The 12,511-nt window shown below is 55.3% G+C and carries 12 protein-coding genes; 4 read left to right on the top strand and 8 right to left on the bottom strand.

The window, feature by feature from the left end; translation table 11 throughout:
- Positions 1-33: 33 nt before the first annotated feature.
- Genes yidC through rpmH form a run of 4 tightly spaced genes read right to left on the bottom strand, consistent with a single transcriptional unit; the run spans position 34 to position 2,509 of the window.
- A complete protein-coding gene (gene yidC, locus ACM6JQ_RS19100) occupies positions 34-1,716 on the bottom strand; it encodes a membrane protein insertase YidC (RefSeq protein WP_414894500.1) in 1,683 nt (560 codons plus the stop codon).
- 2 nt (positions 1,717-1,718) lie between these two features.
- Positions 1,719-1,964: a membrane protein insertion efficiency factor YidD gene (gene yidD / locus ACM6JQ_RS19095; RefSeq protein ID WP_077430980.1), complete on the bottom strand. Its 246-nt coding sequence runs from the start codon at positions 1,962-1,964 to the stop codon at positions 1,719-1,721.
- The gene (gene rnpA / locus ACM6JQ_RS19090) at positions 1,957-2,358 is read right to left on the bottom strand and encodes a ribonuclease P protein component (RefSeq protein ID WP_042704971.1); all 402 of its coding nucleotides are present in this window, start codon (positions 2,356-2,358) and stop codon (positions 1,957-1,959) included. The genes yidD and rnpA overlap by 8 nt, the downstream gene beginning before the upstream one ends.
- Positions 2,359-2,374: 16 nt before the next feature.
- Positions 2,375-2,509, bottom strand: a complete 135-nt coding sequence (rpmH, locus tag ACM6JQ_RS19085) for a 50S ribosomal protein L34 (RefSeq protein ID WP_003213577.1) — start codon at positions 2,507-2,509, stop codon at positions 2,375-2,377.
- Positions 2,510-3,076: 567 nt separating this feature from the next.
- On the opposite strand from rpmH, the gene dnaA reads away from it, so the two are divergent.
- Genes dnaA through gyrB form a run of 4 tightly spaced genes read left to right on the top strand, consistent with a single transcriptional unit; the run spans position 3,077 to position 9,290 of the window.
- Positions 3,077-4,606, top strand: a complete 1,530-nt coding sequence (gene dnaA, locus ACM6JQ_RS19080) for a chromosomal replication initiator protein DnaA (RefSeq protein WP_007911888.1) — start codon at positions 3,077-3,079, stop codon at positions 4,604-4,606.
- Positions 4,607-4,645: 39 nt separating this feature from the next.
- Positions 4,646-5,749, top strand: a complete 1,104-nt coding sequence (dnaN, locus tag ACM6JQ_RS19075) for a DNA polymerase III subunit beta (RefSeq protein WP_007911887.1) — start codon at positions 4,646-4,648, stop codon at positions 5,747-5,749.
- Between the two features lie 14 nt (positions 5,750-5,763).
- On the top strand, positions 5,764-6,867 hold the full coding sequence (recF, locus tag ACM6JQ_RS19070) for a DNA replication/repair protein RecF (protein ID WP_007911886.1): 1,104 nt from the start codon (positions 5,764-5,766) through the stop codon (positions 6,865-6,867).
- A 5-nt stretch (positions 6,868-6,872) separates the two neighbouring features.
- Complete coding sequence (gene gyrB / locus ACM6JQ_RS19065; RefSeq protein ID WP_007911885.1) at positions 6,873-9,290, top strand: DNA topoisomerase (ATP-hydrolyzing) subunit B; 2,418 nt, start codon at positions 6,873-6,875, stop codon at positions 9,288-9,290.
- A 126-nt stretch (positions 9,291-9,416) separates the two neighbouring features.
- On the opposite strand, the gene ACM6JQ_RS19060 is transcribed toward gyrB, so the two are convergent.
- The 4 genes from ACM6JQ_RS19060 to ACM6JQ_RS19045 all read right to left on the bottom strand — a co-directional run bounded on the left by ACM6JQ_RS19060 (position 9,417) and on the right by ACM6JQ_RS19045 (position 12,476).
- Entirely contained in the window at positions 9,417-9,860 is a 444-nt protein-coding gene (locus ACM6JQ_RS19060) for a DUF3291 domain-containing protein (RefSeq protein WP_095113132.1), read from the bottom strand.
- 291 nt (positions 9,861-10,151) lie between these two features.
- Entirely contained in the window at positions 10,152-11,087 is a 936-nt protein-coding gene (gene argC / locus ACM6JQ_RS19055; protein ID WP_123376033.1) for an N-acetyl-gamma-glutamyl-phosphate reductase, read from the bottom strand.
- 74 nt (positions 11,088-11,161) lie between these two features.
- Positions 11,162-12,016, bottom strand: a complete 855-nt coding sequence (locus tag ACM6JQ_RS19050) for a ThiF family adenylyltransferase (RefSeq protein WP_414894499.1) — start codon at positions 12,014-12,016, stop codon at positions 11,162-11,164.
- A gap of 16 nt (positions 12,017-12,032) precedes the next feature.
- Positions 12,033-12,476 carry a GNAT family N-acetyltransferase gene (locus ACM6JQ_RS19045; RefSeq protein ID WP_007949985.1) on the bottom strand — a complete coding sequence of 148 codons (444 nt, stop codon included), beginning with the start codon at positions 12,474-12,476 and terminating at the stop codon, positions 12,033-12,035.
- Positions 12,477-12,511 lie beyond the last annotated feature (35 nt).

Genomic DNA, 12,511 nt, shown 5'->3' with positions numbered 1-12,511 from the left:
GGGCGTTTTGAGTGGTGTTATCCACAGTGCAAGTTACGCCTCGGCTTTTTTCGTCGCCGCTTCGATCTTACGCGTGATGTACCACTGTTGTGCAATCGACAGGCAGTTGTTCACAACCCAGTACAGCACCAGACCTGCCGGGAACCACAGGAAGAAGAAGGTGAAGATGATTGGCATCATTTTCATGACCTTCGCCTGCATCGGATCCGGAGGAGTCGGGTTCAGCTGCTGCTGGATGAACATGGTTGCACCCATGATGATCGGCAGAATGAAGAACGGATCCTTGATCGACAGGTCAGTGATCCACAGCATGAACGGCGCCTGGCGCATTTCCACGCTTTCCAGCAGAACCCAGTACAGCGAAAGGAAAACCGGCATCTGCACGAGGATCGGCAAGCAGCCGCCCAGCGGGTTGATCTTCTCTTTCTTGTACAGCTCCATCATGGCTTGCGACATTTTCTGCCGGTCATCGCCATGTTGCTCTTTCAGAGCAGCCAGTTTCGGCGCGACAGCACGCATACGCGCCATCGATTTGTAGCTGGCAGCCGACAGCGGGAAGAAAATACCCTTGATCAGCATGGTCAGGAAGATGATCGACCAGCCCCAGTTACCGACGATGGCGTGGATGTGTTGCAGCAGCCAGAAGATTGGCTGGGCAATGAACCACAGAATGCCGTAGTCGACGGTCAGTTCCAGACCTGGGGACAACTCTTTCAGCACAGCCTGGCTTTTAGGACCGGCGTACAGCACAGCGCTGGTTTCAACTTTGGCACCCGGAGCAGCGGTCAGTGTCGGACCGGTGTAACCGATGATGTAGTTGCCTTTGCTGTCTTTACGGGTCTGGACGATGTTGTTTTCGCCCTTGGCCGGAATCCACGCGGTCACGAAGTAATGTTGCAGCCAGGCTACCCAGCCACCGGTGACGGTTTCTTTCAGCTGCGCCTTGTCCATGTCCTTCATGGACACTTTCTTGTACGGCTCCGAACTTGTCCACAGGGCGGCGCCCAGGTAAGTCGCGGTGCCAGTAGCAGTAGTGGACGAAGGATCAGCGCTGTTGTCGCGTTTCAACTGAGCAAACATTGCGCCGTTCCAGGGCTGAGAGCTCTGGTTATCCACAATGTAGGAAACGGCTACGTCATACAGGCCGCGTTTCAGGGTGAAACGCTTGATGTAGTTGACGCCGTCCTTGCTGAACTTCAGGTCGACGACCAGTTGGTCCTGACCGTCAGCCAGTTGATAAGTCTTCTTCTCCGAAGAGTAGACCGGACGACCGGCCGGATTTGCATCCGGGCCATTGGTGCCGATCAGACCGCTTTGGGCCAGATAAACACGTTCGCCACCGTTATCGAACAGTTGGAACGGCACATCAGGACGATCCTGACGACGTGGATACAGAGGCAAGGTCAGTTGAGCGACATCGCCACCTTGTGGATCGATCGCGAGATCGAGCACGTCGGTTTTGATCTGGATCAGATCCTTGCTGGCGGCTACCGGCGTTTCGGCAGGTGCGCTGGTATCGCTAGCGGCGCGCGGAATATCGTCACTGGCGGCAGCATTATTGCCAGTGGCGGTGTCCGGCAAACCGGATGTAGTCGTACTGGAAGCAACATTCTGAGTCGGCAGGGCAGCCTGACCATAGTCCTGGTTCCATTTAAGGACCATAACGTAGGCCACGATTGCCAGGGCGACGATCAGGATCGTGCGTTTGATATCCATGATTACTCGGCCATCGAAGAAGAACGGGAGGTAGGGATAGGTGGAACCGGGTCATAACCACCGGGATTCCACGGATGACAGCGACCTAAACGACGAAAGGCCAGCCAGCCACCGCGCAGAAGGCCATGATTTTCGATGGCTTCTAACGCGTAGCAGGAACAACTGGGGTAGAAACGACAGTGGTTGGCCATTAAAGGACTAATGGCATAGCGATAAAACTGGATCGGAACGAGGGCCAGTTTACGCATCTGGACTGTCTACCCCTACAGTTTCGGTTTTGACTTCTGGAACGGGCTTGCTGCGTGCAAGACGCTTCCAGAGTTTGCCGAAATGCTGAATCAATTCGGGGTTTTCTACATCGCCCAGACCTTTGCGCGCGACGATAACGATATCCCAGCCGACCAGTGAATCCTGGTGCAGACGGAATGATTCGCGCATCAAACGTTTGAGGCGATTGCGCTCAACGGAGAGCTTTACGCTCTTTTTCCCGATAACCAGCCCGAGACGGGGGTGATCAAGATCGTTGTTGCGTGCAAGGAGCAGGAGATTTTTCCCCGGAACCTTGCCGGTAGGGGAGTCAAAGACTGCCTTGAAATGCCGGGGGGTAAGCAGACGCTTTTCCCGACTGAAGTCCTGACTCACCTCCAGTACCGGATTATCAAACTGCCAGACGCGCACGACCTTTGGCGCGACGACGCGACAGGACTGCGCGGCCGTTCTTGGTAGCCATGCGAGCACGGAAACCGTGGGTACGAGCGCGTTTGATAGTGCTTGGTTGGAAAGTACGTTTCATTGTCGTGTTACCTGGTTCGTCCACAACGGGCCGGAATGGCCCCCGTTTTAAGAGACCGGGGATTCTAGAGAAAGCAAGCCTTCAGGTCAATTTCCAACCAACGTTTCCTTATAAATAGATCTCGAGGTGTTCTTTGCCCGATCACCTGCTCGCCATACATAAAAATAAAGAAGGGAATTATTTAAAGCTTTTCTGTAAAGCTTATAAAAGCTAGGCACACCGTCTTCTGTGGATAAGTGGCATTAGCCCTTGTTTGACGTGATGTACAGAGAATGACAACTACAGTGGAAAACCGTGTTCAGCCTGTGCTGCACTGTCGGATAACCTGTGTGTGGAATGGCATTTTATCCACAGGCAGGTTATCCACCGAGTTCAACCCCCAGTTGTCCAGTGCCCTTAGTGGCGGTTATCCACAGAGCTTATTCACACACCGTTGGTCGTTTTTTTAGCGGTTAACGCGTTGATAAATCATGGTCACCGGGCAACCTGCATGTGGATAAGTGGACGGCTCGCCGCTACAATGGCCGCTTGTTTTTGCCTCACCGGCTTTCAACTTAGGGGATATCCGTGTCAGTGGAACTTTGGCAGCAGTGCGTGGAGCTTTTGCGCGAGGAGCTGCCTGCCCAACAATTCAACACCTGGATCCGTCCACTACAGGTCGAAGCCGAAGGCGACGAGTTGCGCGTCTACGCACCGAACCGTTTTGTGCTGGACTGGGTCAACGAAAAGTACCTGGGTCGTGTCCTTGAGCTGCTGGATGAGCATGGCAACGGCATGGCGCCAGCGCTCTCCTTATTAATAGGCAGCAAACGCAGTTCCGCTCCGCGTGCCGCACCGAACGCGCCGCTTGCAGCCGCGCAGGTTTCCCAGCAGGCCCAGGCAAATGCCACGCCTGTGAGTACGCCGGCACCCACCCAGACGTCAGCGCCGGCAGCCAAGCGTTCGACGCAGAAAAGCCCCGAAGTCAGCGATGAACCGTCTCGCGACAGTTTCGACCCGATGTCCGGTGCCGCTTCCCAGCAAGCCCCGGTCCGCGCCGAACAGCGTACCGTGCAGGTCGAAGGCGCGCTCAAGCACACCAGTTACCTGAACCGCACCTTCACCTTCGAAAACTTCGTCGAAGGTAAATCCAACCAGCTCGCCCGCGCGGCGGCCTGGCAAGTGGCGGACAACCCCAAGCACGGCTACAACCCACTGTTCCTTTATGGTGGCGTCGGCCTGGGTAAAACCCACTTGATGCACGCGGTGGGTAACCACCTGTTAAAGAAGAACCCGAATGCCAAGGTCGTGTACCTGCATTCCGAGCGTTTCGTCGCCGACATGGTCAAGGCGCTGCAACTGAACGCGATCAACGAGTTCAAGCGTTTCTACCGTTCGGTGGATGCCTTGCTGATCGACGACATTCAGTTCTTTGCTCGCAAGGAGCGTTCGCAGGAAGAGTTTTTCCACACTTTCAACGCCCTGCTTGAAGGTGGCCAGCAGGTCATTCTCACCAGTGACCGCTACCCGAAAGAAATCGAAGGCCTTGAAGAGCGCCTCAAATCCCGCTTCGGCTGGGGCCTGACGGTTGCTGTCGAGCCGCCGGAACTGGAAACGCGCGTGGCGATCTTGATGAAGAAGGCCGACCAGGCCAAAGTCGACTTGCCGCACGACGCCGCGTTCTTCATTGCCCAGCGTATTCGCTCCAACGTCCGTGAGCTGGAAGGCGCGTTGAAACGCGTGATCGCCCACTCGCACTTCATGGGCCGCGACATCACTATCGAGCTGATTCGCGAATCCCTGAAAGACCTGTTGGCGTTGCAGGACAAACTGGTCTCTGTGGATAACATTCAGCGCACCGTCGCCGAGTACTACAAGATCAAGATCTCGGACCTGCTGTCCAAGCGCCGTTCGCGCTCGGTAGCGCGTCCGCGTCAGGTAGCCATGGCGTTGTCCAAGGAGCTGACCAACCACAGCCTGCCGGAAATCGGCGATGTGTTTGGCGGCCGTGACCACACCACCGTGTTGCACGCCTGCCGCAAGATCAACGAACTTAAGGAATCCGACGCGGACATCCGCGAGGACTACAAGAACCTGCTGCGTACACTGACCACTTGATGAACACCAGCGCAGCTTATTAAGGCAAGGGACTAGACCATGCATTTCACCATTCAACGCGAAGCCCTGTTGAAACCCCTGCAACTGGTCGCAGGCGTCGTCGAGCGTCGACAGACCTTGCCGGTACTGTCCAACGTGCTGTTGGTAGTCGAAGGCCAGCAACTGTCGCTGACCGGTACCGATCTTGAGGTCGAACTGGTCGGTCGTGTGCAACTCGAGGAGCCGGCAGAAACAGGTTCCATCACCGTGCCTGCGCGCAAGCTGATGGATATCTGCAAAAGCCTGCCCAACGACGCGCTGATCGACATCAAGGTCGACGAGCAGAAGCTGGTGGTAAAAGCCGGCCGTAGCCGTTTCACCCTGTCGACCTTGCCGGCCAACGATTTCCCGACCGTTGAAGAAGGCCCGGGTTCGCTGACCTGCAGCCTCGAGCAAAGCAAACTGCGTCGCCTGATCGAACGCACCAGCTTCGCCATGGCTCAGCAGGACGTGCGTTACTACCTCAACGGCATGTTGCTGGAAGTGTCCGAGGGCATCATCCGCGCTGTGGCCACCGACGGTCACCGTTTGGCCATGTGCTCGATGAAAGCCGATATCGGCCAGCCGGATCGTCACCAGGTGATCGTGCCGCGCAAAGGTATCCTCGAACTGGCGCGTCTGCTCACCGAGCCGGACGGCAATGTCAGCATCGTGCTGGGTCAGCACCACATCCGCGCGACCACCGGCGAATTCACCTTCACCTCGAAACTGGTCGACGGCAAATTCCCGGACTACGAGCGCGTGTTGCCTAAGGGCGGCGACAAGCTGGTATTGGGCGATCGTCAGGCGCTGCGCGAAGCGTTCAGCCGTACCGCGATTCTGTCCAACGAGAAGTACCGTGGTATCCGTCTGCAGCTGGCCAGCGGTCAGTTAAAGATCCAGGCCAACAACCCGGAGCAGGAAGAAGCGGAAGAAGAAGTGGGCGTTGAATACAACGGCGGCTCCTTGGAAATCGGCTTCAACGTGAGCTACTTGCTCGACGTGCTGGGCGTGATGACCACCGAGCAGGTTCGCCTGATCCTGTCCGACTCCAACAGCAGTGCGCTGGTGCAAGAGTCGGACAACGACGATTCGGCTTACGTTGTCATGCCGATGCGTCTGTAATCAGCTGACTCTGGATGTCCTTAAGTCGTGTTTCGGTCACCGCGGTGCGCAATCTGCACCCGGTGACCTTCTCCCCCTCCCCCCGCATCAACATTCTTTACGGCGCCAACGGCAGCGGCAAAACCAGTGTTCTGGAAGCCATTCATCTGCTGGGGCTTGCCCGTTCGTTTCGTAGCACGCGGCTTTTGCCGGTCATCCAGTACGAGCAGCTCGCCTGTACCGTGTTCGGTCAGGTCGAACTGGCCGAGGGTGGGCATAGCGCTTTGGGTATCTCGCGCGACCGTCAGGGCGAATTCCAGATACGCATCGACGGCCAGAACGCCCGCAGCGCAGCGCAACTGGCAGAGATCCTGCCGCTGCAGTTGATCAACCCCGACAGCTTCCGTCTGCTTGAAGGCGCGCCGAAGATTCGCCGGCAGTTTCTCGATTGGGGTGTGTTCCACGTCGAGCCGCGGTTCATGGCCACCTGGCAGCGTTTGCAGAAGGCCTTGCGCCAGAGAAACTCCTGGCTGCGGCATGGTACACTTGACGCCGTTTCGCAAGCGGTTTGGGACAGGGAACTGTGCCAGGCCAGCGCTGAAATCGATGAATACCGCCGCGCTTACATCAAAGCCTTGAAACCAGTCTTTGAACAAACCTTGAGCGAACTGGTTGAGCTCGAAGGTTTGACGCTCAGCTATTACCGAGGCTGGGACAAAGACCGGGAATTGAGTGCCGTACTGGCCGGATCCCTGCAACGGGATCAGCAAATGGGTCATACCCAGGCCGGACCGCAACGGGCTGATTTGCGTCTTAGATTGGGTGCACACAACGCCGCGGACATTTTGTCCCGGGGTCAGCAGAAGTTGGTGGTCTGTGCACTGCGGATTGCCCAAGGGCATCTGGTCAGCCAGGCCCGCCGCGGTCAGTGTATTTATCTGGTGGATGACTTGCCGTCCGAGCTGGACGAGAGCCACCGTCGCGCGCTGTGCCGCTTGCTGGAAGACTTACGCTGCCAGGTGTTCATCACCTGTGTAGATCACGAATTATTGAGGGAAGGCTGGCAGACGGAAACGCCAGTCGCTCTGTTCCACGTGGAACAGGGCCGTATCACCCAGACCCACGACCATCGGGAGTGAAGGCATTGAGCGAAGAAAATACGTACGACTCAACGAGCATTAAAGTGCTGAAAGGCCTGGATGCCGTACGCAAACGTCCCGGTATGTACATTGGTGACACCGACGATGGCAGCGGTCTGCACCACATGGTGTTCGAGGTGGTCGACAACTCGATCGACGAAGCCCTCGCCGGCCACTGCGACGACATCAGCATCATCATCCACCCGGATGAGTCCATCACCGTTAAAGACAACGGCCGTGGCATCCCGGTAGACGTGCACAAAGAGGAAGGCGTTTCCGCGGCCGAGGTCATCATGACCGTCCTCCACGCTGGCGGTAAGTTCGACGACAACTCCTACAAGGTATCCGGCGGTCTGCACGGTGTAGGTGTGTCGGTAGTGAACGCACTGTCCGAAGAGCTGGTTCTGACTGTTCGCCGCAGCGGCAAGATCTGGGAACAGACCTACGTCCACGGCGTACCTCAGGCACCGATGGCCATCGTTGGCGACAGCGAAACCACCGGCACCCAGATCCACTTCAAGGCTTCCAGCGAAACCTTCAAGAACATTCACTTCAGCTGGGACATCCTGGCCAAGCGCATTCGTGAACTGTCCTTCCTCAACTCCGGTGTCGGCATCGTCCTCAAGGATGAGCGCAGCGGCAAGGAAGAGCTGTTCAAGTACGAAGGCGGCCTGCGTGCGTTCGTTGAATACCTGAACACCAACAAGACCGCGGTCAACCAGGTGTTCCACTTCAACATCCAGCGTGAAGACGGCATCGGCGTGGAAATCGCCCTGCAGTGGAACGACAGCTTCAACGAGAACCTGTTGTGCTTCACCAACAACATTCCGCAGCGCGACGGCGGTACCCACCTGGTGGGCTTCCGTTCGGCACTGACGCGTAACCTGAACAACTACATTGAGCAGGAAGGTCTGGCGAAGAAGCACAAAGTCGCCACCACCGGTGACGATGCCCGTGAAGGCCTGACTGCGATCATCTCGGTGAAAGTGCCGGATCCGAAGTTCAGCTCGCAGACCAAAGACAAGCTGGTCTCTTCCGAAGTGAAGACCGCGGTCGAACAGGAAATGGGCAAGTACTTCTCCGACTTCCTCCTGGAAAACCCGAACGAAGCGAAACTGGTCGTCGGCAAGATGATCGACGCCGCTCGTGCCCGTGAAGCCGCGCGCAAGGCCCGTGAGATGACCCGCCGCAAAGGCGCGCTGGACATCGCCGGTCTGCCAGGCAAGCTCGCTGACTGCCAGGAAAAAGACCCGGCGCTGTCCGAACTGTACCTGGTGGAAGGTGACTCCGCGGGCGGCTCTGCCAAGCAGGGACGTAACCGCAAGACTCAGGCGATCCTGCCGTTGAAGGGTAAGATCCTCAACGTCGAGAAAGCGCGTTTCGACAAGATGATCTCTTCCCAGGAAGTGGGCACCTTGATCACCGCACTGGGCTGCGGTATCGGTCGCGACGAATACAACATCGACAAGCTGCGTTATCACAACATCATCATCATGACCGATGCTGACGTCGACGGTTCGCACATCCGTACCCTGCTGCTGACCTTCTTCTTCCGTCAGTTGCCGGAGCTGATCGAGCGCGGCTACATCTACATCGCCCAGCCGCCGCTGTACAAGGTCAAGAAAGGCAAGCAAGAGCAATACATCAAAGACGACGACGCCATGGAAGAGTACATGACGCAGTCGGCCCTGGAAGATGCGAGCCTGCACCTGAACGAAGAAGCTCCGGGCATTTCCGGTGAAGCGCTGGAACGTCTGGTTAACGACTTCCGCATGGTGATGAAGACTCTCAAGCGTCTGTCGCGCCTGTACCCGCAGGAGCTGACCGAGCACTTCATCTACCTGCCGGCCGTAAGCCTGGAAAAGCTCGGCGACCACGCAGCGATGCAAGAGTGGCTGGCCCAATACGAAGCGCGTCTGCGCACCGTGGAAAAATCCGGTCTGGTCTACAAGGCCAGCCTGCGTGAAGATCGTGAACGTGGCGTGTGGCTGCCAGAGGTCGAACTGATCTCCCACGGCCTGTCGAACTACGTCACCTTCAACCGCGACTTCTTCGGCAGCAACGACTACAAAACCGTCGTCACCCTCGGTGCTCAACTGAGCACCTTGCTCGACGAAGGCGCGTATATCCAGCGTGGCGAACGCAAGAAAGCGGTCACCGAGTTCAAGGAAGCCTTGGACTGGCTGATGGCTGAAAGCACCAAGCGCCACACCATTCAGCGATACAAAGGTCTGGGGGAAATGAACCCGGATCAGCTGTGGGAAACCACCATGGACCCAAGCGTGCGCCGCATGCTGAAAGTCACCATCGAAGACGCCATTGGCGCAGACCAGATCTTCAACACCCTGATGGGTGATGCGGTCGAACCTCGCCGTGACTTCATCGAGAGTAACGCGCTGGCGGTGTCCAACCTGGACTTCTGATCCGCGCAAGCAATTCGGTGTGTGTTGCCGAAACAAAAAAGGCCCGCATCAGCGGGCCTTTTTTATGGGTGTTCTTAGTAATAAACCGCTGGTCCCTGAATTCATTAGAGCGGGCCGAGGCAATGTTCAACTCAGAACAATCGCGGACTCACTCGATTTCAAATCAAACGCTTCGCGCGAAGGTCCAATTTCCCAAAGCAACTGCAAGCGCTGGTGGGCTTCGTACAATGTCGGAATATGACCTTCATCCACCCACCACATCACAACCCGTGGTTTGCTGATAGGCAGGAACCACTCCGCACCTCTCAAACGAAAGTCGTTGTGCGGTGTTTTATACAAGAAATCTTTCAAGGCCGCCGGGCTCTTCCACAGCGAAAGTGTATAAAGATACCCTTCTCCCCATAGTTCATCGAGAAGCTGTTGATTGTCCTGAACTTCCCGCCATATAAAACCAGGATGCGCGTCGGCTAGACCATTTACGTAGGCAGTAGAAGAATAAAAACCGTCCATGCGCGGATCAGATTTTAAATGTTTTGGTTTGACCAGATCAAACTGCGCGAGAATAGCCATTGACTGTTAATCCTTTAATAAGGCTAGAGGCTGTTAAAAAGTTGTGTAGTTACTAGTGAAGTTATGAACGGGTTTGCAGGCGAGCGCCAACATCCAGGTTACTTTGCAGTAATCAGACGGCTATTAATTATCGAGAAGTCAGTACGCGCTTTATTAAAGTTACATGCCGTGAACTATGATTTTTTAAACGGCGAGGAGGCATGAATATGTCATCTCATCTGTAAGCTGTGAATGCTTGAATCTGCCCTGCCACCATTGAGCTTGCCAGGTGACAGGGAGATTCGCTTGCAATCAGGCCTGACCGTTCAACATCAAATTGAGGTTCTGTACTGCGGCGCCTGATGCGCCCTTGCCGAGGTTGTCGTACACCGCGGCAAGCAATACCTGGCCTGACTTCTCATCCGAGAAGACATAGATGTCCAGGCGATTGGTGTCATTCAGGTATTCAGGGTCCAGTTGCGTAACGGTCTTGACCTGATCCAGCGGAACAACCTTGATGAACTCGGATTTGGCGTAATGGTTGCTGAGGCAGGCGTGGATCTGTTGCACCGAGGCGCCAGCGGGCAACAAGCGCAAATGCAGCGGCACGTACAAGACGATGCCTTGGCGGTACTTGCCATAGCCAGGCGTGAAGATCGGCCGATGATCCAGCAATGCCTCGGACATCATCTCCGGGACGTGCTTGTGGTTAAGGTTCAGGCCATAACCGCGGTATGGAGCGTCCGTGTGTTGCGGATGATCCGGGATTTCATAGGCGTCGATCAGTGATTTGCCCGAACCGGAATACCCGGAAATGGCATGCACATTCACCGGGTAGTCCTTGGGTACCACACCGGCTTCCGTCAGCGGACGCAACAGCGCGATGGCGCCTGTCGGGTAGCAGCCAGGATTGGATACACGCTTGGCTGTCGTGATGATGTCAGCCTGACCTGCAGTCAGTTCCGGCAGACCATACACCCAACCTGGTGTGGTGCGATGGGCAGAGCTGGGATCAAGTACACGTACCTTTGGATTCTCGATGAACGACACCGCCTCAACAGCGGCATCGTCCGGCAGGCAGAGAATCGCGACATCACAGGTGTTAAGTGCTTCAGCCCTTTTTACCGGGTCCTTGCGATCGGCATAGGGCAACTGCAAAAGCTCAATATCCGTGCGACCGTTCAGACGCGAATGTATCTGAAGTCCAGTCGTACCGGCTTCCCCGTCGATAAAAATAAGTGGCTTCATGTTCACGAAAATTCACGATAATGAGTGTTTTGAAACTTTATCACACCTTTACTGTGCTGCGCAGGGTGACGTTTTTATGCAAACAGTTTTTCAGGTTTATTTGAAATATTGTTTTTTAGTCCTGCTACCCCGTCACTGACCAATGTCTCTTCGAACTTTCCCGCCATGAAGTCAATTTGATATACATAAGGTACTGGTTTAAAGAACATTTCCCGATTCAACAACTTGGCCAGGGTAAACGTCGAGGTCAGGGTTGTAGCTAATAAACAGGCAGAGCTTAGAGAGGCAACTTTACGTTCCTCGAAATCAAGCTTCGGATCTTCCAGATAGGCACGGTGCAAATGCAGCGGGTCGAGGCCCATACCGAAATTGATCAGTTTCTCCGTCTCAGTCATATCGGGCGTCAACGCAAAATATTCTTCGAATGACATCGAATCCGGATGGAAGTGATGCAACGTTCCGCCAAAGCCTATAGGGCAGGAAACGACCGCCGGGATACCCAGTTCCCGCGCCTTTTGGTACATCTGAATTCGCGGCTCAATCACGAAGTAGTCCATGGCGTCGCATAACATGTCCACACCGGTCAAAAAGTCATCGACTGTTTCAGCGCTCACCCCGTTGTACTGTTCAATGCGCAAGGCCGGATTGATCGACAACAGACGCTCACGCAGGACATCGGCCTTCTTCAGTCCGACTGTATGAGTCGTTGCGCCAAATTGGCGGTTGAAGTTCTCTGGTCCGAAGGTATCGAAATCAGCAATTTTGATTCCGCCAACGCCCATGCGTACCAGTGTCTCCGCGTGGGTATATCCGACACCGCCGCATCCTGGAACTGCAATTGTCTTGCTGGCTAACAGTGCCAGTTCTTCCTGGCTGATCAAGCCGATCATTCGACTGTAAATGACTTCGCGGGAATATTCATTTTGCATATAACGCTCCTTGTATTTATTTGGCGACGTAGTGAAAACCAACGATTGAGAAACCGTGTCGGGTCCAGAAAGACTGCGCCATCGAATTGCTAACGAATGTATCAAGGCAGACCTGTTCACACTGGTAATGATCGGCCAAGGCTCTTACGTAGCTGAGCAGTTGTGCCCCCACTCCACGAGATCGGTTTCCCGGCTTGATGATGAAATGATCGATATATAAATATTTGCCGCAGTAAATCCGGGTATTCAGCCAATAGCCGGTCAGGCCCACCAACTCGGTTCCTGCGAATACCCCGACACACTGCCAATTCAACTTGGCGACAGTTTCCAATCGTTCTAACAGCAGGTCTTTATTCAAATCCGGATAAAAAGTCGACAGCAACGCCAGCGTCATGGGCAATTCATAATTCTGCATAACCCTGATCGTCACTGCCGTCTCCATACGTTCAGCCTTGTGCATGCAACCCCCTCACCCAGACACGTTTATAAGACTGG

Source organism: Pseudomonas sp. IT-232MI5 (assembly GCF_949767845.1).
In the GTDB taxonomy this organism is placed as follows: Bacteria; Pseudomonadota; Gammaproteobacteria; order Pseudomonadales; family Pseudomonadaceae; genus Aquipseudomonas.
This window is presented reverse-complemented; position numbering and strand designations above follow the sequence as displayed.

Bases quoted from the DNA above. Each gene is read 5' to 3' on its own strand.
- yidC (WP_414894500.1), bottom strand. From the start codon at position 1,716: ATGGATATCAAACGCACGATCCTGATCGTCGCCCTGGCAATCGTGGCC.
- yidD (WP_077430980.1), bottom strand. From the start codon at position 1,964: ATGCGTAAACTGGCCCTCGTTCCGATCCAGTTTTATCGCTATGCCATT.
- rpmH (WP_003213577.1), bottom strand. From the start codon at position 2,509: ATGAAACGTACTTTCCAACCAAGCACTATCAAACGCGCTCGTACCCAC.
- dnaN (WP_007911887.1), top strand. From the start codon at position 4,646: ATGCATTTCACCATTCAACGCGAAGCCCTGTTGAAACCCCTGCAACTG.
- recF (WP_007911886.1), top strand. From the start codon at position 5,764: ATGTCCTTAAGTCGTGTTTCGGTCACCGCGGTGCGCAATCTGCACCCG.
- ACM6JQ_RS19060 (WP_095113132.1), bottom strand. From the start codon at position 9,860: ATGGCTATTCTCGCGCAGTTTGATCTGGTCAAACCAAAACATTTAAAA.
- argC (WP_123376033.1), bottom strand. From the start codon at position 11,087: ATGAAGCCACTTATTTTTATCGACGGGGAAGCCGGTACGACTGGACTT.
- ACM6JQ_RS19050 (WP_414894499.1), bottom strand. From the start codon at position 12,016: ATGCAAAATGAATATTCCCGCGAAGTCATTTACAGTCGAATGATCGGC.
- ACM6JQ_RS19045 (WP_007949985.1), bottom strand. From the start codon at position 12,476: ATGCACAAGGCTGAACGTATGGAGACGGCAGTGACGATCAGGGTTATG.